Below are 25,206 nucleotides of genomic sequence, written 5' to 3' on the forward strand. Positions count from 1 at the left end.
TGTTTCGAAACGATTATCTGTTATTTTTGGGGAATTTAAAACCGTTGTTATTGGGTATTTTACAATCGTTGATTACACAAAATAAGTTCTTCCCTCTATTTTATCAATATATTTTTTATAAAATAGTTTAATAAAAATCAAGAAATAAACTCCGAATTCTTATTAATTCGATCAATAACACTAATAATTTTCTTAGCATCCCCCATACTATTTTTGAATAATGAAGTAATGCTTCCTAGTGTTCTAAATGGATCCTGCTGAAGCACTTGTTTATCAAGTGTTCCATTTTTCACAACATAATCCACAATTAATTCAACAAACCTTGCTTGTTGAATATTTAAGCGTTCCTCGGTTAAAAACTCTGAAAACTCTTCCATTGCCGCCTGTCGATCTAATCCAACAATATTACGAACTAATCTCGTAATCGGTGTATCTCCAAAGTCTTTTTCATATTGTTCTTTTGAACCCAATTCTTTCCACAGGATCTCTTCCAATGTTTCAACATCTTGCTTCGTTAGTTCTTTATTATGGCGCAATTTATAGATGGCAATTTGATCCTGATGTTCTTTTAGATAATGTTCTACTTTCTGACGATAGCTTTGTAAATCATTCACATCTAATATAGAATTATTTTCAGTCTGCTCAATGATTTCATCTTTAAAGTCTGTATAATAAATTTTTTGTTGTTCTCTCTCAATGAATTTAATTAAATCGCGTAACGCCTCACGTACTTCTTCCAAGTCTTGAAGGGAAGCTTCTTGCCAAAAAGTTTCATCTTTTACTTTTTGAATGGTATCTTTTTTTCTACTACTTGCGGAATTGAACCTAATTTTGATAACGATTCTGCTGTACTCATTACTCGCATAATTGGCTTTGTTGCATTACTCGAATTTAATTTAGCAATTTCAATTGTATACATCAATAAATCAAATCGTTTAGCTAGTTCATCATCATCATACGGCGTGACTAAAGGAGACACATGTTCTTTAATTTCATTCGTTTGAACAACAGACAAAGCATTCCAATTGTTTTTTTCCTTATACTTATGAACATATTGGATATGTTGACGTACTCGAAAATTCTCATCGTTTAATGTTTTTACATCTGTAACTAATTGCTCTACCGTTTCCTGTCTAAATTCTTTATACGGACTAGCTTGATATTCGACATCTTGCAATTCACGTACAATATCGACTTTTGAGTTAAACAACTTTTCGGTTAAAGTTTTTGATAGTTTCGCCTCCATGCCATGCTGATTGGCACGGAAATACTCAAAATTACTACACCAATCAAATATTAAAAAATTCTCTTTATCTTGCCCTAAGCCAAATAAATTCTCACATAATCGTGTGCCTCGTCCAATCATTTGCCAGAATTTTGTTTTCGAACGAATTTTTTTAAAGAATACTAAATTGACGACTTCAGGGACATCAATTCCTGTGTCTAACATATCCACAGAAATGGCAATCTGCGGCATTTTTGAAGTCGCTGAAAAATCATCAATTAACGATTGATAGTAATTTATACTATAATCAATGACTTCTGCGAAGTTACCGCCATATTCAGGAAACTTCAAATCAAATCGTTCTTTAATTGCTAGCGCATGCCGATGATTTTTAGCAAAGATAATGGTTTTCCCGATTTTATCTCCACCTTCGATATGAATGCCATTTGTCATTAAGCTTTCTAAAACCATATCAATCGTATTTGCATTAAATAGCCAATTATTTAATGCTGAACTATCAATATCACGTACGTTTGGCTCATCTTCAAAAGCATCTTCAAACTCAGCTTTTTCCTCTTCAGAAAGATCATCGTATATAATACCATCTTCTAAAAACTTTGTTTTCGTTTCTAGTGTTTTGTAGTCAACTAAAAACTTGTCTTCAACTGCTTGTGATAATTCATAAGCATACGTTGGAACACCATTTTCCAAATTAAAAATGGAATATGTATTTTTATCGACTTCATCTTTTGGTGTTGCCGTTAATCCAATTAACATGCCGTCAAAATAATCAAAAATACTACGATACTTTTGATAAATACTTCGATGAGATTCATCAATGATAATCAAATCAAAATGACCTACTGTAAATAAGCGTTTTCCGTCTTTTGCTTTTGTTTCATCAATGGCATTCATCATCGTAGCGTATGTTGAAAAAATCATTCGGCTTTCTTCTGGGTTCGCTTTATTTTCAAGTAAATTACATAATGATAAATGAGGTATTAGAGCATTAAAGTTGCGCATTGCTTGTTTAACTAAAGCTGTGCGGTCTGCTAAAAATAAAATATTTTTCACCCAATTATACTTCGTTAAAACATCAACAAGTGAAATAACTGTACGTGTTTTCCCACTACCCGTTGCCATGACAAGTAGTGATTTCCTTTGATTACGTTCAAATGCTTCACAAACAGAAAGAATGGCTTCTTTTTGATAATAGCGGTTGGTAATAGCATCATTAATTGCAATATCTTTTAATGGCTTACGTAATGTCCGACGATCAATAAGTAATTGTACTTCTTCCTTATTATAAAAGCCGGATGTTTTACGTGCGCTATAATGATCATGCCAAATATACGTTTCATAGCCATTCGTATAGAAAATAACTGGTCGTAACCCCTGTTCTTTTTCAATACAATCTGCATAAAGTTTGGCTTGTTGACGCCCCTCTTTTGGATCTTTCGATGTTCGCTTTGCCTCTATAAGCGCAATAATCTTGCCGTTTTCACCACGTAGTACATAATCAACAAAACCTTCACCTATCTTGTTGGGCATACCTTTTACTGCATATTCTTCCTCAATATCTTGGTTAAACTGCCAGCCTGCTAATTTTAAATCTAAATCGATATACATTTTACGTGTGTCAAACTCACTGATCTCATCCACCACAAAATTTGTTTCTTTTGTATGCTCAACACGTTTAGCTGTAAACTGACTGCGTAGTGCTGTATTCTCTTTACGTAATTCGTCTAAATCTTTATCTTTCGCACTTAAACGCTCATATAAATCTTGTAGCTCTTCTGGGCGCTCACGCTTTTCTGCACTTGTATGTAGAAGCACTTCATTAAAGGTGGGGGCCGTATATTCATCAGCATAGCAATAGTCGATCCATGACACAAATTGATGAAGATGATGAAGCGCCAGTACCGCTTCATCATGTGTAATATTGGCATTCGTATGAACGGCTGTATTCCCTAGCTTCACCACATATTTCATCATTGGTAATAACTCTTCATCAATGATACCTAGGAAGTTACGATCATGAATTAAACTCGATAAATTATCACGATATGGTACAGCGACATCATTATCAACTTGATATACCCATTTCACAGCAAGTTCAAGCGCGCGACGTGTCAAAATAGCACACGTCGCAGGGCTTACAAGCATCGCATTCTCAGCTTCTGTACAAGCTGTCGCAAAACTCTTGAACTGCTCTTTTTCTTTTAAAAATCCCAAGTTCTTCATTGACCTATCCCCTTGTAACTAAAGTTTTATGCTTGTTCTTGGAAAAGCTCACCTTTGAATGCTTTTTGAAGAATAGAGGAATATAATTCATCGAATTTCTTCAAAGATTTTTTGATGTTTTTCTTTTGATTCTCAATAAACTTAATATTTTCATTAAATTTCCTTTGCAATTCAAGAGGTGGAACAATTATTTTTAACTCTTCTATTTGGCGTTTTGTAATTGCTTCTCTTGTAGCGCCATTATTAGTTGCTACCTTTATTAAAAATTTTTGAAATGAGTCCGTTGTTAATAGATAATTTAAAAAAGTACAATCTAACTTATTTTCATCTACCCTTAAGATTGATACATGCTGATTTACTCTAGCAGGTAAAACTCTATTAGGTACAATACAACTTCTAGCTACTGATGCACCAGTAATATTCAATAATACATCATTTGGTAAAACCGCAACATTATTTAATTTTTCTGCCTGTTCTTCGTCTATAAAAGCTAAGTTTTTCTCTTGAAAAGAATTATTATATACATTCATACTTCTAATCAATGAAATTCCTTCATCTTTATAACTTTTATTTCCACCCCTAGGGGTTGCACCCGAACCGATTTTGATCGTATTATTCTTTAAAAAGCCTGTCTTCCAACCTTTTGAGTTTTCTATGGGATCACCAAACATCTCTAAAAACACACTTTGCGTTAATTCATCTAATGCTTCGATTTGTGCTTGGCGTTTAGTAATTAATTCAACAGTCTTGTCTAAAAGTAATACTATCTTGTCTTGTTCTTTAAGTAATGGTAAATATATATTAAGACTTTTTAAATCTTCTTTATTAAAACCAGCTTGTGCAGCTCGACTCCCCACATTTAACAAAAAGTTTTGGAATATATTACTCTTTAAAAAATAGTATAAATATTTCTTAGATAATACTTCTAAATTCGGAATTGCTTTTATTAAAGCCACATTATACGTTCCTGATAGTCCTGTAACAATTTTTCCTATGGAAGCTCCATATCTAGCAATTAAAATATCATCTTCTTTAGCTATATTCATTCCTTTTTTTACCTTTACAAATTCAGGATCTACATTTTTTTGGGTGAAATCCCTGATTTGCAACATTCGAATATATCCATCTTTCACTTCTTTAATCCATTCACTTTTAGGTGGCTGACTTCCACCTTTAAATTCACACACTTCAGTTAGAGGCACTAATTTATTTTTCATTTAAAAGCACCTCTAATTCTGATAAACTTCCCATTATCATTTCTTCATAGTTCATAATTTCTTTTACGATCTCTCTCGGCTCTCTATACTCAACTTCCTCATACTCAATCTCTTTATATTTATTAATCGACAAATCCCAATCATTTTCTTTAATTTCTTCAAATGGCACAAAGAATGATTGTTCTGTGCGTTTGCGCTCTTTTTCGGTTTCTAAATTATTGTAGCGTTCGATTATATCTGGAATATCGTTCGCTTCGATTTCGTTACGTTTATCATCTAATGAATAGCCATCTGCCTTCATGTCGTAAAACCATACGTTATCCGTACCACCAGCATTCGTTTTTGTAAAAATCATAATCGCTGCCGATACTCCTGCATATGGCTTAAACACACCACTTGGCATCGAAATAATTGCTTCTAATTTGTTGTTCTCAATAATTTCTTTTCGAATTTCTTTATGAGCTTTTGAACTACCAAATAATACACCATCTGGTACAATTACTGCTGCACGACCACCTGGTTTTAAAATACGTAAAAATAGCGTTAAGAATAGTAATTCCGTTTTCTTTGTTTTGGTTACGGCTAATAAATCATTCGAAACAGCTTCATAATCTAATGAACCTTTAAATGGCGGATTCGCTAATACTAATGTATACTTTTCTTTTTCCTTATTATCCTCTGAAAGAGAATCACGATACGAGATATTTGGTGCATCTACACCATGTAGCATCATATTCATTGCACCGATACGTAACATTGTTGTATCCATATCATTACCATGAAACATATCATGATGGAAATGTTCTTTTAAGCCCTGTACAATGAATAAATCACTGTGATTTTTACGTAAGTATTCACTTGCTGCGACTAAGAATCCTGCGGACCCCATTGCCGGGTCAATAATAATATCCTCTGGAGTAGGCTTCATTAACTCCACCATCATTTTAATGATATGACGCGGTGTACGGAATTGACCGTTTGTACCTGAGGTTGCTAGTTTTGATAATAGGTACTCATATACATCACCTTGTGTATCTCGGTCTTCCATGGGGATACCATCAATGGCTGATACTACACGCTGCAAAGTAGAGGGTTTGTTAATTTGGAAAATAGCATCTTTCATATAAGTCGAGAATGCAGACTCCTCTTGTCCACCCAATCCTTTAATAAATGGAAAGATTTCTTGCACCATCTTATTGTACATATCTTCCGCATCACCTAAATTTTTAAATACGTTCCAACGAAGGTACGGCTTATCTTTTGGAAAAATCCCATCATGTTCTAAGTCTAATAGTTCTGCATCTTATTCTTTTGCCAATTCTGCCTCATCTAAACCTTTCATAAATAACAAGTATGTTACTTGCTCAATATTTGTTAAAGGGTTGGTACTACCTTCTGTCCAAAGGGTTGTCCAAATCCCATCAATTTTATTTTTTAATTCACCTGTAATCATGTAATTACCACCTTTTATTATTTAATAATGTATTGATTAAAAACTACACATTTGAAATATCTGATCCCATTATAATTTTATTGAATTTTAAATGTGTCTTTTAAGCCCATTTTTTCGAATGCCTCTATTTTCAATTGTTTTTGACGTAAATGTAACTCTTCAAGTTGTTTAGCAATATCTAATGCCTCTCCTTTATAAGCTGCAACAATTGCTCGTTGCTTTTCAACAGGCATAACAGGTATTGGTAATTCTTTTATCTCCTTAATCGGTAAATTTGGAATAGTTGAGCCTGCCATATGTTTTGTAAAATAAAATTCAACAATTGGTGATTCTAAATATAGTTGTAAAAACTCTGCATCTAAATTTTCACCACATCGTACTCCTACAAAATTTTGAGATATTAAAACATCCTGTGCATTTGATTTGAAAATTGCTGTCTTGCGTTTTGCACCTCGAATTGAAAGTAAAAGATCATTTTTTTGAATACGATTATTATCAATCTTCGCATTATTTTTTATTGTATATTTGGTAAGTTCCTCATATTTAATTTCGCCATCTACAACATCCGAAATCTTCAGAACTGCATAATCACCATTAGGATCTTCATCCTTAGTTGAGGCATTATAACCTCTATACAAAGTCACTAACTCTTTTAAAGCTACTGTTTCCTTTTTCTTTAAGGCTGACGGATTCAATATGATTTTACCATATTCTTCAACATCAATTTCTGCTTTGTATACGTACGTTTCAGGTGAAAGCTGTCCAGATTGAATTTTTTCATTTGAAACAAATTTACTAATAGCTTCTTGTTCCAAACCATCTGATAAAATCATACTAATTTTCTTAATTTCTTCATCTGCTAAATATGTTCCTCTTTTAGCATCTGTCCCTAATTCACTCGCATTTACCATTAAAATTTTACCCTGTCTATCTAATGGTTTATTTTTATTGCAAAGTAATAATATAGATGCGATTCCTGTGTATGGAGCAAATAAATTAGTTGGTAATAATACAATAGCCTCAATTAAATCAAAATCTATTAAGCGCTGACGAATTTTTTGTTCAGGACCACTTCTAAATAATGTACCAGCAGCTAAGCAAAAAGCTGCTTTCCCTGTGCTTTTTAATGCACTTAATCCACTGCTCACAAAAGCAAAGTCACCTTTTGAACGTGAAGGAATTCCATAAACATACCTATTAAATTCATCATTTTCCATAGTCCTAACTTGCTCATCTGTTAATTGGCTAGCAAATGGAGGTGTCATTGCAACAAAATCAAATTTTTTCATCTCTTTTCTTTCAATAAATCCAGGCTCTTTTAGAAAATCTCTATTAACGATATTCACTTCTGCTTCTAATAAAAAGAAACGCATTGTTGATATCGTTGCAGCATCTAAGTCAATATCTTGAAGATTCAACTCTAGTATTGGATTTTGTTTTAGAAAATCCGTAGCGGAAAATCCATATCCAGCCGCTCCATCTAATAAGGTACTATTCTTACAGTTTTTTAAGTCAAAATAATTTCCGATAATCTCATTTATAGCTGAAGGGGTTGCAATTCTTTCAGATCTCATTCCCATTTGATTTGTTACTGATGTTAAAAGTTCATCAAATATTTCACTGAATGAAAAATCAATGACAGCCTTACTTAGTATCAGCACTACTTCACTTCTTACTTTTGAAGAGAGTTCCCTAAAGAACATATCTAGTTGAGAAAGCATATGTTCAATAATTTTGGAATCAAGTTCTAATTGTTTAACAGCCTTTTGCACTTTAGTATCCATATTTTGAGTTTGTGCTAACTCCTTTAAAAAATAAGGTCGTTGCTTTTCTAAAATTAATATTGTCCCCACCGGAATTATTACTTTATCCGGAGAAATATAGCCTCTTACTAAATCAAACATCTTATAAACGTAATCTTTTTTCACTACATGCTACCTCCTAATTAGTAATAACTAATAACTTATGAAATAAATATAATACATTAACTTAGTATAGTCAATACTATTTTATAGTAACCGCATTTTATTTTTTGAATACACTTCATCTTACCACCTTATTCACACACTAAATAAATACGATTCAATAATGCTGACACCCATTTATCAAATTAATTTATCTAATAAAATTAAAGCTCTATGAGTAATACCTTTCCTGCTATGCTTAGCTTTTTTCACAACAACTCCTTCTCTTTCCAACTCCATCATTAATTCTCTAGTCCAGACACCGCTTTTATTCACTAGGCCTGATAATATATTCCGAATAAAAAAAGACCATTCTACATTAACTGTTGAATATAGTAATAGCATTGATAAAGAACGACTTTCTCGCTCTATTTCTAGTATTTTATAATGTTTCCCATTAAACAATTCTATACTAGCTACTATGTACTTACGATTTGTAATTCCATCATCTAAGTAACTAAATTTCCGCTTTTCACTCCCTGTAGGTAATATACCTGTAGCTACATTAATTGCTTTAACTTCTGGATAATCTTCTAAAACTTTAAGTACATTAATAAAATCCAATAATTCACCTTGTGCCTGTATCTCATATAAAGATTTATTTTCTATTCCTCTTGCAAGCTGATTACCACCAACATCAGCCGTAGATCTTCGTCCATTATCCTCAATGAAATAACGTTTTGTATTTTCATCTTCTTGTGTTCGTTGCTTATTAGAATTTCTACGAACTTTTGTTACCTTTGGAATTTTTTCATATTCATGAATTTGATTATCCATTTCTATTAAATCAAAATCATCAGTTGTTCCATCAGCTTTTTCATCTAATTCCATTCCAGACTCATCAGTACCATCATTCTGCTTTGGGTGAACCGTATATTTTTTAGCTTCGCTCGACCTTTCATTTTGCACTATCTCTGGATGAGTAAATGAAATCTCTTTATAAGGAATTTTTTTATTTTTAACACTCTTTATTCGAAGGATAGTTCCTCCCACTACACTTGATTTCACACCAGCAGTAACGGTAATAGGTTGCTTGAATAACCAATCAAATCGTAGGACTCCTGTATTAATAAAGGTATAAGCTGTATTTTCGAACACTTGTCTTAGATCTGAATTTGTTAAAAGCCATACTAGCTGGAATAAGTAGGAGTCTTTCGTATACTTACGATGATATTGTGATGAAAAATCTAGATGTAGCTTATTGGGCTCGTATTGCTCAATAAAATATTGCGGAAAAGAATTCGTTTCAAATAAACGATATAATAAAAATCGATTTGGCGCTAAAATACTACGCACAACTTCAATAAGGGGCAAGATATATTTTTTATTTCGGTATGAAACAGTGAAACTACGCGAAACATCTTTATCATTTGTACCAAATATGCTCCAAACTCTTTCTGAATAGGTCACAGTGTTTGGATAAATTGTAATTTCGACTTCTTCTATACCTGACGGAGGAATACTTTGACTAATGTCGCCGTTCATGTAGTAATGCTGAATAGCTAAAGCTGGCAATGTTCCCCAATCAACTACTAATTTTTCAGTCCTATCATTCACTCTAAAATAAGCCTGGATCATCGTTTTTTTATCTTGCAAAAAAGGAGAGCTAATCCAAGTTAATTGAGCTTGCTCTCCTTCATCAAATGGCCAATTATTCAGTTTAACCTGTTGTTTTCTCATCGTTACTCACATCCTGTTTCTTTTTTAAATATTCTTCTAACTTTGGTTTTATTTCATGAAAATGATGCGTTTTTACTGCTGCTATACGCTGTACTTTCCATAGTATAACTGGTTCATCCATCGTTATCATTTGGTCAATCACTTTACAACATCTACGAATTTGAAATTGCTCGACTGACTCAGTTATTTCTTCTAATAGTTCCTTCGTCTGCGATAGTTTATCTACATGACGCTCCAAGTTCGCTAATATTCCTAATCGTTTACCTATCGCTGAAACCGTTATTCGAATAGGTCTTTCTTTTGCTAATAACTCTTTATAGAGCACTTTTATTTTTGCAACATATTCTCTATCTCGTTTATTCCAGTCTGCTGTTTTAGTTGAATCTAGCTTTTGTTGTTTTATAGGCAAATTCTTCATCAACCATTCTTTATCATGCCGATATAAGAACATATATTGCTTTTTAAAACGTTCTCTCAAAGCTGTACGAGATAAATTAGGGAGTTTCTGTATACCTTCTATCAGCTCGTTTCTATACTGTTCAAATAACACTTTATTCTCTATTTTTGCTTGGTTACTTACTACCTCATGTCTCTCTAAATACTTTTTAACTGTCTTGGAATCGACTCCTAATTCTCTCGCAATTGCTCTTGTACCAAGTCCTTTCTTAGACAATTGTTTAAGTTTTGACTCCCACACTTCACCAAATACTTTTACTCTTCCTATGCGAAATCGATCTTCTAAAGACATATCAGGACCTTTTCTTGTATAGACAAAGCCACACGAGCAACTAAATGTACCAATTGGAACTTTTAATTTAGAGTCTCTTTTAATTTCAACACTAGGAATGATAAATTCTCTATAGTGTTCTGCTGCTTTATTCAAACAAGGCCACGGCCCCGTACCAAACCGCCCTACATCAGCCTCTTGATTCACAAAGTCATCTATATCTTGTTCTAAGAAATAAAGCATTAACAAATGCCTAAAAGGATGTACATGGCGCTTGGTATTACGAGTAATCACCTTTAACCAGTTATACTCATCCGCTATATTTAGAGTACTCTCATACTTTTCTAAAAAGCCTTTAGGGAACTTATTTTCAAACGCTTGATACAACTCTTTTTGACGTACTCGATTCGAAACTGTAATCAGATTTAATTCAAACAATGACGCACGGTATTTCAGCTTAATATCTTCACGTGAAAATTTATGCAATGGTAATTGCAATAATTTATATGCTTGTTTTGATAAGTGAATTGAAATTTTTGCAAAAGGATCAGCCTTATAAATAGAAGATAGATTCATATTTTTTAACTCAAAACGAATGTATTCAATACGGCTAGCTGTATCTACTGGGTATTTTCTCAATTGCACCTCATGGTGTGGACAGTAATCAATGCCTTGTAGCTGATGCTCCCGATGTATATATGGCTCTCCAAATTGCTCTACATCAAATTTCGTACATTCCGCACAATAATAGAGTCCTTTTCTCTTACAAATGCTACCTGCAATCATACCGAGTCTTGTATAAAGTGCTTGTCCATTACTAGCAACATCTCGTAGAATTTCTTGCTGACGCTGCTTTGTTAAAAATATTGCATAATAAGGATAAATTGTATGATTAGCCAATATAGTCTCAACAGAATAGTTAGAGCCTAGTTGCTCAGCTAATATAGCAAAATGGCTACCAATCTCCACACTCGGAATCACAGAACGACTTTGAAACACTTCTTCTAATGTGTCTTTACAATCAAGATTGCCACTATAAAAGTGATAACGTGCAATCGCTGAATACATCAATTCATCTGGATATGGATTAGTGAAGAATGTTAACATTTTTACATCCCCCTAGTAAAATTCCTCTAATGGATTTTTCATATAGCCATTAGCTGCCAACAGTTCATATGAATGTTTCTTTTTCTGTATAGCTTGTTCTCGCGACTTTAATAATGGTAATAATTTTACATTTCTAATGCTGTTCTTAGACTTTTGTTCTTTCTTCTTTTCATTTAATACTAGCACTTGCTGAATAGACTCTAACTTCAAAGTATTGTAGTCACTATCAATAGGTTTATTCTCTACAACTTTTATTATGAGCTTCCGAATATCATTAGCATCCAATGCATCAAAAATCCCTAGTGAAGCAACTTCAATGCTTAAACTTTCAATCGTATCTTGCCTCTTATATTGCAACGTATTTTGACGTTCTTTCATCGCGGCTTTGATTTTCCCCTCGTACTCTGTATTTTGCTTATGGTTTATCATCAAATCATCCAAATTAATCATAATATCTTCATACTTATACATTGCCTTCAAATCATTTTTACGAATGGCATTAAGCATCGGCTGAATAATTTTCATATCCCCTTTAGCTGTTTTCTTTAGCACGCGGGAAGTAATAACCTCATTTTCATTTGATTCATCAAATAGCGCTCGCTCCTGTGCTAGAATAAACAAATTTACAGCTACCGAAGTAATTCCTTGGCATTCTTCATAAAATGTCTTTTTAATTTCACCAGTAAGTTCTGAAGAAGTTTTTAAACATTGTAACTCCCATAATGTTTCTAAAAAGAACTCCCATTCCTCACTGTCCTCGGCCATACGATCCCAAATAATTGCGCCATCACTTGCTGCGCGACGAGCTTGACGGAAGTTTCCTTTAAATAATTGTTGGGCCTTCGAGGTGCCAATTAACACTGTAGGGATGCCAACTGTATTTGATAATGTAACAAAAAAGTTTAACATCTCTTCTTGGTCATTTTTTGAATGCAGTAAGTGCTGAATTTCATCAATAACTAACACACCGATACCATACATACTGGCTAAAGAAGTCATGTGTAACAGCATTGTTGATGTAACACGATTTAAATAACCATACTTCTCTAAATAACGAGTACCGAGTAGATCATCAATCGCCTTGAAGAATCCTTTACACATTGTAGATAAGCTACCGTCATATGGACAATCGATTTTAAGCCAAACAATTTGTGTACGATTAAACGCTTGTCCTTTGTAAACTTCATGTTTAATAACTTGCGGATACATAAGTAGTAAACGCTCAATTGCTGTTGTTTTCCCAATACCTGAAATGCCAATAATCGATAAACTATCTGCTGTAGAGCGAATATAATTTAATCGCTCATCAATATATTTATGTGCTTCCTCTTCATCTTCTCTTAGCTGGTGTAAAACCCGAATACGCTCTAGAAATGTTTTATCTAATGGATTACGTGCTAAATATCCTCGGCGAATTAAAGTCGATAGGCGACGCTCTACTTCAAAATGGATAGGCAAAGGTTGAATGAAATTTTTCACACGCTTCAACACATGATAGCGAATGTTCATTTCACTTTGTTTATCTTGCTCTGTAATACGTGGCGTCACCATAAATCTTTCTAGCACATCATCCTCATCAAAGATTGGCGGGAGCGCTTCGATAAAGGGATTATTGTCATACTCAGATAAAACTTGCGCTTTATAATTCGCTTCCTCAAAATCACCTTTAAGGACAAGATTATTCGTCTTTTCCAAACTTCTCATCTCGCTTTTTCTTTAATTTTTCCATTAGGCGAGAGCTAGACTTTTTAGATAGCTCACTTTGTACCTTTTCTTTTGTAGAAAAATCAATTACTTCTGCTTTCTCACTAACAGCCGCTGGTGACAAATCAAACTTTTCTTGCTGTCTATTTAACTGCTTTTCCGTACTTTTATTTTCTCTAATCGATGCAATTTTTTCTCTTTTGCTAGTAGATGCGTTTAAAGGTTGATGTTTCTTGTTCTTTGCCTTTTTAATGATTTCATCCATCTTTGCATCTGTATTAATTGTTAGTTGTATTTGATTGGAACGTTCGATCTCTTCCAATTCACTTCGTAATTGTTGTTGGAAAATAATTTCTTCTAAGAGGTCGTTGCGATATTGTTGACTTGGCTCAAGTAAAATACAAGACTCGAAATTCATTCCATTATCATGCGGAATATAAATTTTTTCTACGTCACGTGGATCGTAAACTATTTCGATACTCTTATTTCTTAGTTTTAGGTACCATTGCGCTTCGACAGCTTGTTTTGAACCATATAATAGATTTTTAAATTTAATACCAGCTCTAGAAATGATAGCTTTTCCACGTGGCAAAACATTCAATCTTAGAATATTTCTATCAACAGTTCTTAGTCTTCCTTTACGATTTTGAATCCCCCAGTTCCATAATTTGATTGGAGTTGGTACTAAGCCATCTGTAATCATTTCTTTTTCCATTGGGTATTTATCAATGATTTTATGATTATGATGAAGCACCAGCGTAATAATTATTGCTGTAAATTCTTTAAGACTTAAAGTCGCATCTAAGCGATAATCTCGGTCTCCTCGCTCACGATATTCCTTTTGAATTGCCCCAGGCGTCTTTTGTTTTACCTTACCATTCAATGTACGAAATTTACGTTCTACAATTCCCTTTAAATCCCCTCGATAAGCGGTTGTATTTTCAATTTTGATATTTAAATTATTAATTAGATTTTCAACAGAGTATCCTTCAAACTCACCTCGATCAGCAATAATGATTTCGGGTAAATGATATGTAGGCCATTGCTCCTCAAGTATTTCAATCCCATACTGTTTACAAAAATTCACTTTATCTGCGACCATATTATCTAAAGCCATCATCGCTCCAATCCATGATGGACCTTCTAACCCGACATATAATCCTGTAACGATACGAGAATACACATCGATTACAGCGTAAATAACTGGTCTACCAATTACTTTATTTACATCCAAGGAACTAACTAAATAAATGTCTGCAATCGTTGCATCAATTTGGAAACGCGTTCCTGGTCCATTTGTTTCGGATTTAGAATCACTTAAAATCGGTCTATGTTTAGACTCAAATTCCTTGGCACTCTTACGGAATTGAATATCTTTTTTCGGATCCTCTAGTTTTTTAAACCAATAGTAAAACTGATTATATGAAGGTATTCGACTAGCATCCCAAACATGGTATTTCATTTCACCATTCTCTTTATAGCGGTCTGAATAGAAATCACGCAAAATAAAATGATATACATCTGTTAGTGAATAATTATTTGTTTTGCGATAATACTTGTTAATGGCGTGTTCAAATTGCATCTTAACTTCATCAGTAATATTGATGCCCGTTTGATAATTCCCACTAATATTTACTCTTCGAGGGCGTCCTATTTTGGTATTTTTTAAAGATTTACTTCTTCCCTTACCACCAGAATTTGCGTAATCTGGTAACATCGCATTTTTGTTCATACCACGCTGCCAATAACGACTGAGAAGCTTTTTTACCTTCGTTTTCCCAAGTCCACTGTCTTTAACAATCTCCTGAATCTTATTTTCGCGACCTTGTTTATTAAGTAGTTCACTCATATTATGAAGAATATATTTTTCAACTATATACCAATCTTCTTCACGTTTTCGTATTTGTACTTCTGTTAATTCGTTATCTGGAATAGCTTTTGCATAAGGATCCATAACCATTAGAAGCTCACCTTGTTTAATGTCCGTCTGTAAAACACTATATAGTTCTTTTTGAGGCATAGCACTCGTCGTATCAATATTAGCGATATACACATACGATTCCTCAATATCGATTACACGTATCCTCTTAGAATCCGTTACATATTGAAGCACTTGATTAATATAAATCATCCGTATTTCACCTTCTTCAACTTGCTTTCATCAATCGCCTTAATATCAATAGCCTCCTCTAAATTTATTGGTTTAAACATATCTATCACAATAATTTTCTGAGCAAGCAAATGATAAAAAAGGGTCACACCACTTCCAAAAGGCAGATGTGTATCTGAATCAAATTCACTTGTAATAATACGGACACTACGTGAATCATTTAGTAATCTTTGCATCAACGATAAAGATAAATCCTCGATGAGCCGCGAACTCATTTTTTGAAATACATCGTAATCTCGAATATTGTAATAGTCATGAATGTAGCTAATATTCCGGGCCATTACTTTATGAATCTCTTCCTCTGTAACAATGCCCCAATCAATGTCTCGTCTCTGCCAATACTCACGCTCAATCTCAAACTTTTCCAGTACACGCTCCTTCAATAATTCATCCTTCATTTTGACTGTACGAGCCACCTCAAACACACTTTGTCCTTTATCTACTGTTAATAAAAAATCCGTTGTCATCACAATTGGTTCACCAGTTTTAGGATCAGTAGAATGCTTAATACCTAACTCATCTGCGATGACAATTGTTTCTTCCAACGGTAGTAAAGGAAATTGCTCACGAATATCAAAAATTAAATCCGAATGTTCAGTTAAATAAAAGTAGTTTCGTTCTAAATCCGATAAAAATTCATGTTGCCTACTCGTTTTTATTCCTTTTAAACGAGTTGAACGACCTAGAGAGGATACATCTTGAATTTTCAGCCATGGTTTATAATTTATACCGATACCTGAACCACGACCCTCTTTTATCCACTTTTCAATTTCAGATGTTCTTTTTCTTTTAGACATAAAAACACCCCTTTAGATAATCATATCTAAAGGGGTGAAGCATCGCAACTTTTTTTAAAACGTCGCGACTTTATTCAAAACATCGCATCTTTTTTATAAACATCGCGACTTTATTTCAAATCCACAATATATTTACTAACCTACTAATCTCCTACTCAACCGTAACAGACTTAGCTAAGTTACGTGGCTTATCAACGTCACACTCGCGGTGAAGTGCTGCGTAGTATGAGATAAGTTGTAATGGAATAACTGCTACTAGCGGTGCTAGTGCTTCGTGTACAGCTGGTAATACGAAGCTGTCACCTTCCATTTCTAAGCCTTTCATTGAGATGATACATGGGTTAGCTCCGCGTGCTACTACTTCTTTCACGTTACCACGAATTCCAAGGTTTACGTGTTCTTGTGTAGCAAGTGCGATAACTGGTGTACCGTTTTCGATTAAAGCGATTGTACCGTGTTTTAATTCTCCTCCAGCAAATCCTTCTGCTTGGATGTAAGAGATTTCTTTTAGCTTTAACGCTCCTTCTAATCCTACGTAGAAGTCTACGCTACGTCCGATGAAGAAACAGTTACGAGTTGTTGCTAAAAATTGTTTTGCTAATGCGTCCATTTCTTCTTTTTGATCACAAAGTTGTACCATTGCATTTGCTACAAGTCCTAGTTCGTGTGTTAAGTCAAAACCAAGAACTTCACCTTTTGCTTTAGCAATATCTGCAGCTAAAATTGAAAGTACTGCAAGCTGTGCTGTGTAAGCTTTCGTTGATGCAACGGCGATTTCTGGTCCCGCGTATAACGGAAGTGTATAATCCGCTTCACGAGAAAGTGTAGAACCAGGTACGTTTGTAATTGTTAATGCTTTATGCCCCATTTCATTTGTTTGTACAAGTACTGCACGGCTATCAGCTGTTTCACCACTTTGTGAAATGTAAATGAAGAATGGTCTTTCTGTTAATAATGGCATGTTATAAGAGAATTCACTTGCTACATGCACTTCAACTGGCATTTTTGCAAACTTCTCGATAAATTGTTTTCCAACAAGACCTGCATGATAACTTGTTCCACATGCAATGATGTAAATACGATCGCTATCTAAAATCGCATTGCGGATGTCTTGATCTAATTCAATCTCGCCATTTTCATCTTGGTACTTTTGAATTATATTACGGATAACAAGTGGTTGCTCATCGATTTCTTTAAGCATGAAATGAGGGTATGTTCCTTTTTCAATATCACTTGCGTCTAATTCCGCTGTAAACGGTGCACGTTCAATCGTTTCACCTTGTAAGTTTTTAATTGTAATACTTTCTTTCGTTACAATTACAATTTCTTTATCCATTAATTCAATAAATTGATCTGTAACTTGTAACATCGCCATAGCGTCGCTCGCCACAACATTAAAGTTGTCACCAACACCTACTAATAGCGGGCTTTTGTTTTTAGCAACATAAATCATGTTTGGATTTTCAGCATCAAGTAATCCGATTGCATAAGAGCCATGTAAAAGAGATAGCGTATTACGGAACGCTTCTTCTACACTTAGTCCTGTGCTCACTTGTTGTTCCATAAGCTGTACGATAACCTCTGTATCCGTTTCACTTACGAACGTGACATCTTGTAAATATTCCTTCTTCACTAACTCATAGTTTTCAATTACACCGTTATGAACTAGTGTAAAACGCTTTGATGTACTTTGATGCGGATGCGCGTTTACTTTGCTCGGAACACCATGTGTAGCCCAGCGTGTGTGACCGATCCCCACGCTTGTTGCTACGTTCTCATCTACGATTTCGCGAAGTTTTGCAATACGGCCTTTTTCTTTGTATACAACAACACCGTTCTCTGCTTGTACTGCAATACCTGCTGAATCATATCCACGATATTCTAGCTTTTCTAAACCTTTTAATAAAATTTCCTTTGCATCTTGCTCTCCAATAAATCCTACGATTCCACACATGTTTAGTCGCCGTTACAAATGCTTACACTGCTCTGCGAACATGTAACGACATAGTCCGATACCATTTTTATTTATACTAAAAAACGGATTACATATTGCTAGCCCTGTAAGCTTGTAACGGCTTTCACCTTCCTCTCGATTGGGTTTAAGTCCGTATATACTTATACAGCTAGTTTGTATCCGTTCCTTTTCTCTCATCACACTTTCACCTTTGTCCACTAAGTCACCTTAATGATTTAAGTAAAAGCTTGCGGTTGTGATGAACAACCGGGAGCCATCCGCCGAAATCTCGATAAACCCCACCTCGTCAACTACACTACTTGTAGTTCTGGCGCTTCTATAATTTACAATATTTCCTTTGAGAAAAAGAACAAGACCATCTTATAACAAACATGGATAAACCGTCAATGAAAATTTTTTCACCATCTATAAAACATATGAAAAAGGAGCACTTATTGTGCTCCTTTTCAATAAATTTATTAAATTATTCAGCGCCAACTTCCGCTTTCACAACTTCTACAATGCGATGTACATATGCATCACAAACTTCTTGTGTTGGTGCTTCTGCCATTACACGAATAAGTGGTTCTGTTCCAGATGGACGAACAAGAATGCGGCCATCACCATTCATTTCTTCCTCTACAACACGAATAATTTCTTTAATTTTTTCGTTTTCTAGTGCTAGTTTTTTATCTGTTACACGAACGTTTACTAGTAATTGCGGGAATTTTGTCATTTCTCCTGCAAGCTCAGATAATGGTTTTTTCGTCATTTTCATAATGTTTACAAGTTGAAGTGCACTTAACATTCCATCACCAGTTGTAATGTAATCAAGTAAGATAATATGGCCTGATTGTTCTCCACCTAAGTTGTAACCTCCGCGCTTCATTTCTTCCATTACGTATCGGTCACCAACTGCTGTTTTATCACTTGTAATACCGTTAGCTTCAAGTGCTTTGTAGAAACCTAAGTTACTCATAACTGTTGAAACAACTGTATTATGCTTTAGTTGACCAGTTTCTTTCATGTACTTTGCACAAATAAACATAATTTGATCGCCATCAACAATGTTTCCTTTTTCATCTACAGCGATTAAACGGTCACCATCACCATCGAAAGCAAGACCAATATCAGCACCTTTTTCTTTTACTAATTCAGCTAATACTTCTGGATGCGTAGAACCTACTCCATCGTTAATGTTCATACCGTTTGGTGAAGTTCCCATTGTTGAAATATCAGCTTCTAAATCAGCAAATAAGTACGGAGCTAAAGAAGACGTAGCACCATGCGCACAATCTAAAGCGATATGTAAACCTGAGAAATCTTCCTCTACAGTTTGTTTAATGTATTGTAAATACTTTTGTCCACCTTCAAAATAATCACTCACTTGCCCAAGGTTCGTACCTGTTGGACGTGGTAATTCATCCACTTCTTTGTCTAATAAAGCTTCAATTTCTGCTTCTTGCTCATCTGTTAATTTAAAACCGTCTGAACCGAAGAATTTAATTCCGTTATCTTGTACTGGATTATGAGATGCAGAAATCATAACACCAGCTTGTGCATCTAACGCTTTCGTTAAATAAGCAACACCTGGTGTAGAAATAACACCAAGACGCATTACTTCTGCTCCAGTTGATAATAGACCTGCTACTAAAGCTCCTTCTAACATATGTCCTGATATACGTGTATCACGGCCGATAATTACCTTTGGACGGTCTGTATCTTTTGTTAATACATAACCACCAAAACGTCCAATTTTGAACGCTAATTCAGGTGTTAACTCCTTATTCGCAACCCCGCGTACTCCATCTGTACCAAAATATTTACCCATTATGATTCGCTCCTTTTTCTGGCTCTTTTTGATTATCTACTGTTGGCTCTTGGCTAGTTTCTTTATCTTCATTTTGTTCCGATTCCTTCTCCTTTTCCTTTTCTGGATCAGGCTTAGGTTCAGGTTCAGGATTTTTTGGTTTTTCAGTTTGATTATCTTTATTATTATTTGAATTTGGTTGCTCACCTTTACCCTGTACTTCTTTATCGGGATTTTCTTTCTTCACAATTGTAACTTTAGCACTTTTTTGTTTTGGCTCTATTGAAATATTACCAGGGCCACTCACTTGAATAGCAACATCCTTCGTCCCAGGAGACACATTTTGTAGATTAATCACTGCTGTTATTTGAGCAGCTGTTATTTTATCTACTATACTTGTTTCTCCTGAAATATCAACGCTTATCTTCCCATCTTGCGGCGAAAGTAACTGGGCCGTAACGTCTTTAGAAAGTCCATTTTTTTGAATTGATATACCATCAATCGTTCTTGTTTTCGTTTGTTTTGTTTTTTGTACGCCTACTGAAACCTTTACTTGATTTGGCTTCGCACTTGTTACACCCTTTGGTAATAAAACAGAGGTATCGAATGTTGTAGACTCTGTCAATTGACTAAGATCTACTTCGACCCCCTCTATCGATTGTATATTATCCAATATATCTTTTGGACCTGCTATCGTTACTTCTCTCGGCTCAACGCTAATATTTGTAACGGCCAATCCTTCCGGTAAACTCCCCTTTTTCGCATATGTTATAGGAACAGTTTTTTCAGTATTATTGGCCGTAGCTTGCGTCGCCACATTCAACGTTACACTAATTTTAGATGGACTTGTTCTTACATTTAAACGTTTTCCTTCTTTATTGTATAATGTAACTTCGGCTGTTTTTGTAACAGTTTTATTAACACCTTTTAAATCAACATACGCCTTAGCAGATGAAATACTTTCAATTTCTTCTTTCGTCCCAACTACCTCAACCGTATCAGGTTTAATGTTTGATTTTTCGAGAGTAGCACCAGCTGGCATTTGATCCTCATTTGATAATTTCAAGTCTACATGAACATATTTTCTCGCTTTTTCATGAAGAGTAATTTTAATTGTTGATGGCTGAACTGTTCCTTTCACATCATCTGGAAGTCCATTCGTTTTCAAAGAAACTTCATACGTTCCTTTTTCGCTACCTCTCAAATCAACTGGTATATCAAATTGTTTTTTCGCTTTTGCCGTAGCAACTGCTGCTTTTGGACCCTCTAACTTCACCTTAACGCCCTCTGCCGGAATACCACTTACAATATATTTCTCTTCATCATACTTAACGTTAATAGCATAATTAGTTAATGTTTCTTTCGCATCATTTGCAAAAGGTAGTATCCCCGATGTCGTATTTTTTTCAGTTAAAGTCGCTGACATAAAAAGCATACACGCCAATAGTAATGAGATCCCCTTTAAAAACCAATGATTCTCCATTAACTTATCCATGACGCTTTCTCCTCCAATTCCATAAAGACGAAGAAGTCGTTTTTTCGTTCGCACTAAATTCAGATAACAACATATCTTTCAGTTGTTCTGTCTTCAAATCACGATGCAACTTACCATTTTTCGTTAAAGAAATTTGGCCTGTTTCTTCCGACACAACTACTGTAATACTATCAGTAACTTCACTAACTCCCATTGCAGCGCGATGCCTAGTTCCTAACTCTTTAGAAATAAATGGACTTTCCGATAACGGAAGATAGCAAGCTGCTGCTTTAATGGTACTTCCTTGCATAATTACTGCTCCATCGTGAAGAGGTGTGTTTGGAATGAAAATATTAATGAGTAATTCCGATGATACGTTTGCATTTAGCGGAATACCCGTTTCTACATAATCACCCATACCGGTCTCTTTTGACAAGGTAATTAATGCACCAATTCTACGTTTCCCCATATATTCCGTTGCTTTCGCTATCGCTGTTGCAACCATTTCAGGCTCATCATCCTCGTGAGTTCCAGTACGCGAAAATAAACTCCCGCGTCCTAGCTGCTCAAGCGCTCTTCGCAATTCTGGCTGGAAAATAATAATAACGGCTAAAAATCCCCACGTTAATACTTGTTCAGTTAGCCAATATAGCGTTCGCAATTCAAGAAAAATACTGATCATCCGAACGACAATAATAACTGTAATCCCTTTTAAAAGTTGAACAGCTTTCGTCCCTCGGATTATGAGAATTAGCTTATATATAATAAACCATACAACGGCAATATCTAATGCCGTACTAAGATATTTCAAAATGGTCGTATCTTCAAAAGGCATGCTAACCCTTCCTCCTACTTACGAGCAATTCTATCCATATATTGAAATATTGTTTTATGCTCTATCTGTATGTATTTCCAACAACTAGTTAATTATACCATACATGAAACAAACGACAATTACAAACAACCCCCTTTAGTCTAAATTGGTAAGATGTCAAACATTCTTATCGTACAGTATAATATAAATCATTATTATACGCCTATTTTCAAATAAAAAAAGCAACTTCTCAGTTGCTTTTCTTACATTTATTTTAGTTTTTCACCGAATAAAGAACCCATTAAAGCAACCGCTGTTGTTGCCGTTCTATTTCGCTCATCTAAAATCGTATTTATCTCAACAAACTCGGCAGATGTAACAATATCAGCTTCCGCTAACATCTCCATTGCTAAATGACTTTCACGATAAGATAAGCCACCAATTACAGGTGTTCCAACTCCTGGTGCATCGTGAGGATCAAGACCATCTAAATCTAATGATAAATGCACACCATCAGTATGAGATAAATACGCGATTGTTTCTTCCATAACAGCCGTCATACCCATACGATCAATCTCGTGCATTGAAAATACTTTAATACCTTCATTACGAATGAAATCTCTTTCCCCTTCATCTAATGCACGTGCACCGATAATTACGACATTCTCTTTTTTCACCTTTGGATATGCCCCGTATAAATCTACAAGCGTGGGATGTCCATACCCTAAACTTGCTGCAAGTGACATACCGTGAATATTTCCAGATGGTGAAGTTTCTTCTGTATTTAAATCACCATGTGCATCATACCAAATAACACCTAGGTTTTTATAATGTTTCGCAACACCAGCTAATGTACCAATAGCGATACTATGATCGCCACCTAATACAAGTGGAAAACGCCCTTCTTCTATAATATGATCCACCTTACTTGCTAATTCGTTACATACAGTTGCAACTTGTGTAAGGTTTCTTAATTTTGTATTTTCATCTATCTCTTTTTCTCTCTCTATACATATATCTCCCATATCTTTAACGTCATATCCAATTCCTTCAATTCTTTCAATTACACCTGCATAACGGATTGCGCTCGGTCCCATATCAACGCCACGACGCATCTGGCCTAAATCCATTGGAACTCCAATAACTGAAATTTCTTTTTTCATAGATAGTATCCCCCTTTTGTGCCTTCACTAAATATTTTAAATCTTTTATATACTCTGACTCAACTCGACATTTTTCTGTATGGATATACAAATTATTCACTTATATTTGCTTCAAAATCAAAATGTTAAGACTATTCTATGTATAAAGTTAACATAATGAAACAACTACCATCATTATTATTAGATAATAATAAAAAACACTCCCGCATTTAGAAGTGTTTTTCTGATGCTATTTTCCACACTGCTGCAATATTCTTTGCTGTCATTTCGATATTCTCTTCTGCTACTTTATATGCCTCCTCTAATGTCATCGGACTTGTTGTAATACTAAATACTGCATCAATTCCTTTTTCATGAACAGCCGAATAATTCAGAGATACCGATCCCCCAATAGCAATGACAGGAATATGAAAATGCTTTGCACGCTCCGCAACACCTACTGGGGCCTTTCCATATGCTGTTTGTTCATCTATTCTCCCTTCGCCAGTTATAATTAAATCTGCACCTTCTATATGCTTATCAAAATTTGTATAATCTAATACAATTTCAATTCCTCTCCGCAAGTTTCCCTTTAGCACTGCAATAACAGCTGCTCCCATACCTCCTGCAGCTCCTGCACCAGGTATTTTAGATACGTCGCAAGATAGGTATTGTTTAAGGATATGCGCATAATGCTTTAAATTCTCATCCAGCTCTTTCATCATCTCTTCATCCGCACCCTTTTGTCGTCCAAATACGAAAGATGCTCCTCTTATTCCAACTAACGGATTATCTACATCACATGCTGCTTCTATCTTTATATGCTTTAAACGGGAATCCATTTGTGAAAAATCAATAGAGACAATCGAATGTAACGTTCCACCAGATGGCTCTATTACTTCTCCTTTTCCATTTATGAACTTGACTCCTAAAGCTGACAACATACCCGCTCCTCCATCATTTGTAGCACTTCCTCCAAGTCCTAAAATGATATGCTCAGCTCCTTCGTCTAGCGCATGTAGTATAAGTTCTCCTGTTCCTTTCGTCGTCGTAATAAGTGGGTTTCGTTTTTTAGCCGGAACATGTTGTAAGCCTGATGCTGCTGCCATTTCAATAAACGCTGTCTTTTTATCTTTAGACATACCGTAAAAAGCTTGTATACTCTCTCTAAGTGGTCCTGTCACATGAAATGATATAATCCTCCCGCTTGTGGCATCAACAAGGGAATCAACCGTTCCTTCCCCTCCATCTCCAATTGGTATTTTTACATACTCTGCTTTAGGGAAAATTGCTCCAAAACCTCTTTCAATGGCCTCACATACTTCTATAGCTTTTAAGCTTTCTTTATATGAATCAGATGCAATAACAACTTTCATAATTATCCCCATCCTTTATTTTCACGTTTTCTCCATTTTAAATGACAAGTATGAAAGTTGTCTTTTTAAACACAAAAAAAGCTTACATCATATGATGTAAGCTTTCTCTATTAGATGGAGCCTAGCGGGATCGAACCGCTGACCTCCTGCGTGCAAGGCAGGCGCTCTCCCAGCTGAGCTAAGGCCCCTTAGTAATTAAGCGGAAGACGGGATTCGAACCCGCGACCCCAACCTTGGCAAGGTTGTATTCTACCACTGAACTACTTCCGCGAAAATGGTGAGCCATGAAGGACTCGAACCTTCGACCCTCTGATTAAAAGTCAGATGCTCTACCAACTGAGCTAATGG

At 35.1% G+C, this 25,206-nt stretch carries 14 protein-coding genes, 2 tRNA genes and 2 pseudogenes; all 18 read right to left on the reverse strand.

Annotated elements, in window-relative coordinates; all coding sequences use genetic code 11:
• Positions 1 to 137: 137 nt before the first annotated feature.
• Positions 138 to 3,469: pseudogene (locus PDQ33_RS22140) on the reverse strand (DEAD/DEAH box helicase family protein).
• Between the two features lie 26 nt (positions 3,470 to 3,495).
• Positions 3,496 to 4,686 (reverse strand): restriction endonuclease subunit S, encoded by a 1,191-nt coding sequence (locus PDQ33_RS22145; RefSeq protein ID WP_270756624.1) that lies wholly within the window; start codon positions 4,684 to 4,686, stop codon positions 3,496 to 3,498.
• Positions 4,676 to 6,139: pseudogene (locus PDQ33_RS22150) on the reverse strand (type I restriction-modification system subunit M). Before PDQ33_RS22150 ends, PDQ33_RS22145 begins: the two are co-directional and overlap by 11 nt.
• 77 nt (positions 6,140 to 6,216) lie before the next feature.
• A complete protein-coding gene (locus tag PDQ33_RS22155; protein WP_270756623.1) occupies positions 6,217 to 8,067 on the reverse strand; it encodes an N-6 DNA methylase in 1,851 nt (616 codons plus the stop codon).
• A 177-nt stretch (positions 8,068 to 8,244) separates the two neighbouring features.
• Positions 8,245 to 9,783 (reverse strand): Tn7-like element transposition protein TnsE, encoded by a 1,539-nt coding sequence (locus tag PDQ33_RS22160; RefSeq protein WP_270756622.1) that lies wholly within the window; start codon positions 9,781 to 9,783, stop codon positions 8,245 to 8,247.
• Positions 9,764 to 11,617, reverse strand: a complete 1,854-nt coding sequence (locus tag PDQ33_RS22165; protein ID WP_270756619.1) for a TnsD family transposase — start codon at positions 11,615 to 11,617, stop codon at positions 9,764 to 9,766. The genes PDQ33_RS22160 and PDQ33_RS22165 overlap by 20 nt, the downstream gene beginning before the upstream one ends.
• A 12-nt stretch (positions 11,618 to 11,629) precedes the next feature.
• Positions 11,630 to 13,321, reverse strand: coding sequence for an ATP-binding protein (locus PDQ33_RS22170; RefSeq protein ID WP_270756617.1), 1,692 nt, complete (start codon positions 13,319 to 13,321; stop codon positions 11,630 to 11,632).
• Positions 13,296 to 15,452 (reverse strand): Mu transposase C-terminal domain-containing protein, encoded by a 2,157-nt coding sequence (locus PDQ33_RS22175; RefSeq protein ID WP_270756616.1) that lies wholly within the window; start codon positions 15,450 to 15,452, stop codon positions 13,296 to 13,298. Before PDQ33_RS22175 ends, PDQ33_RS22170 begins: the two co-directional genes overlap by 26 nt.
• A complete protein-coding gene (locus tag PDQ33_RS22180) occupies positions 15,449 to 16,288 on the reverse strand; it encodes a TnsA endonuclease N-terminal domain-containing protein (RefSeq protein WP_270756615.1) in 840 nt (279 codons plus the stop codon). The genes PDQ33_RS22175 and PDQ33_RS22180 overlap by 4 nt, the downstream gene beginning before the upstream one ends.
• A gap of 151 nt (positions 16,289 to 16,439) precedes the next feature.
• A complete protein-coding gene (gene glmS / locus PDQ33_RS22185; protein ID WP_000334168.1) occupies positions 16,440 to 18,242 on the reverse strand; it encodes a glutamine--fructose-6-phosphate transaminase (isomerizing) in 1,803 nt (600 codons plus the stop codon).
• A gap of 12 nt (positions 18,243 to 18,254) precedes the next feature.
• Positions 18,255 to 18,440, reverse strand: coding sequence for a hypothetical protein (locus PDQ33_RS22190; RefSeq protein ID WP_001208183.1), 186 nt, complete (start codon positions 18,438 to 18,440; stop codon positions 18,255 to 18,257).
• Between the two features lie 286 nt (positions 18,441 to 18,726).
• The gene (gene glmM, locus PDQ33_RS22195; RefSeq protein WP_000521474.1) at positions 18,727 to 20,073 is read right to left on the reverse strand and encodes a phosphoglucosamine mutase; all 1,347 of its coding nucleotides are present in this window, start codon (positions 20,071 to 20,073) and stop codon (positions 18,727 to 18,729) included.
• The gene (locus tag PDQ33_RS22200) at positions 20,066 to 21,547 is read right to left on the reverse strand and encodes a CdaR family protein (RefSeq protein ID WP_270394030.1); all 1,482 of its coding nucleotides are present in this window, start codon (positions 21,545 to 21,547) and stop codon (positions 20,066 to 20,068) included. The genes glmM and PDQ33_RS22200 overlap by 8 nt, the downstream gene beginning before the upstream one ends.
• On the reverse strand, positions 21,540 to 22,361 hold the full coding sequence (gene cdaA, locus PDQ33_RS22205) for a diadenylate cyclase CdaA (protein WP_001115701.1): 822 nt from the start codon (positions 22,359 to 22,361) through the stop codon (positions 21,540 to 21,542). The genes PDQ33_RS22200 and cdaA overlap by 8 nt, the downstream gene beginning before the upstream one ends.
• A gap of 248 nt (positions 22,362 to 22,609) precedes the next feature.
• Positions 22,610 to 23,503, reverse strand: a complete 894-nt coding sequence (gene rocF / locus PDQ33_RS22210; RefSeq protein WP_270756612.1) for an arginase — start codon at positions 23,501 to 23,503, stop codon at positions 22,610 to 22,612.
• Between the two features lie 209 nt (positions 23,504 to 23,712).
• The gene (locus PDQ33_RS22215) at positions 23,713 to 24,858 is read right to left on the reverse strand and encodes a glycerate kinase (protein WP_061130838.1); all 1,146 of its coding nucleotides are present in this window, start codon (positions 24,856 to 24,858) and stop codon (positions 23,713 to 23,715) included.
• Between the two features lie 115 nt (positions 24,859 to 24,973).
• Positions 24,974 to 25,046: transfer RNA gene (locus tag PDQ33_RS22220), tRNA-Ala, on the reverse strand.
• Between the two features lie 10 nt (positions 25,047 to 25,056).
• Positions 25,057 to 25,128, reverse strand: a tRNA-Gly gene (locus PDQ33_RS22225).
• Between the last annotated feature and the right edge of the window lie 78 nt (positions 25,129 to 25,206).

Source organism: Bacillus cereus group sp. Bc031, from assembly GCF_027716265.1.
GTDB classification, from domain to species: domain Bacteria; phylum Bacillota; class Bacilli; order Bacillales; family Bacillaceae_G; genus Bacillus_A; species Bacillus_A paranthracis.

Excerpts from the sequence above, each read along its gene's own strand:
- PDQ33_RS22145 (WP_270756624.1), bottom strand. The coding sequence starts at position 4,686 with ATGAAAAATAAATTAGTGCCTCTAACTGAAGTGTGTGAATTTAAAGGT.
- PDQ33_RS22160 (WP_270756622.1), bottom strand. The coding sequence starts at position 9,783 with ATGAGAAAACAACAGGTTAAACTGAATAATTGGCCATTTGATGAAGGA.
- PDQ33_RS22165 (WP_270756619.1), bottom strand. The coding sequence starts at position 11,617 with ATGTTAACATTCTTCACTAATCCATATCCAGATGAATTGATGTATTCA.
- PDQ33_RS22170 (WP_270756617.1), bottom strand. The coding sequence starts at position 13,321 with ATGAGAAGTTTGGAAAAGACGAATAATCTTGTCCTTAAAGGTGATTTT.
- PDQ33_RS22175 (WP_270756616.1), bottom strand. The coding sequence starts at position 15,452 with ATGATTTATATTAATCAAGTGCTTCAATATGTAACGGATTCTAAGAGG.
- PDQ33_RS22180 (WP_270756615.1), bottom strand. The coding sequence starts at position 16,288 with ATGTCTAAAAGAAAAAGAACATCTGAAATTGAAAAGTGGATAAAAGAG.
- glmS (WP_000334168.1), bottom strand. The coding sequence starts at position 18,242 with ATGTGTGGAATCGTAGGATTTATTGGAGAGCAAGATGCAAAGGAAATT.
- PDQ33_RS22190 (WP_001208183.1), bottom strand. The coding sequence starts at position 18,440 with ATGAGAGAAAAGGAACGGATACAAACTAGCTGTATAAGTATATACGGA.
- glmM (WP_000521474.1), bottom strand. The coding sequence starts at position 20,073 with ATGGGTAAATATTTTGGTACAGATGGAGTACGCGGGGTTGCGAATAAG.
- PDQ33_RS22200 (WP_270394030.1), bottom strand. The coding sequence starts at position 21,547 with ATGGATAAGTTAATGGAGAATCATTGGTTTTTAAAGGGGATCTCATTA.
- cdaA (WP_001115701.1), bottom strand. The coding sequence starts at position 22,361 with ATGCCTTTTGAAGATACGACCATTTTGAAATATCTTAGTACGGCATTA.
- rocF (WP_270756612.1), bottom strand. The coding sequence starts at position 23,503 with ATGAAAAAAGAAATTTCAGTTATTGGAGTTCCAATGGATTTAGGCCAG.
- PDQ33_RS22215 (WP_061130838.1), bottom strand. The coding sequence starts at position 24,858 with ATGAAAGTTGTTATTGCATCTGATTCATATAAAGAAAGCTTAAAAGCT.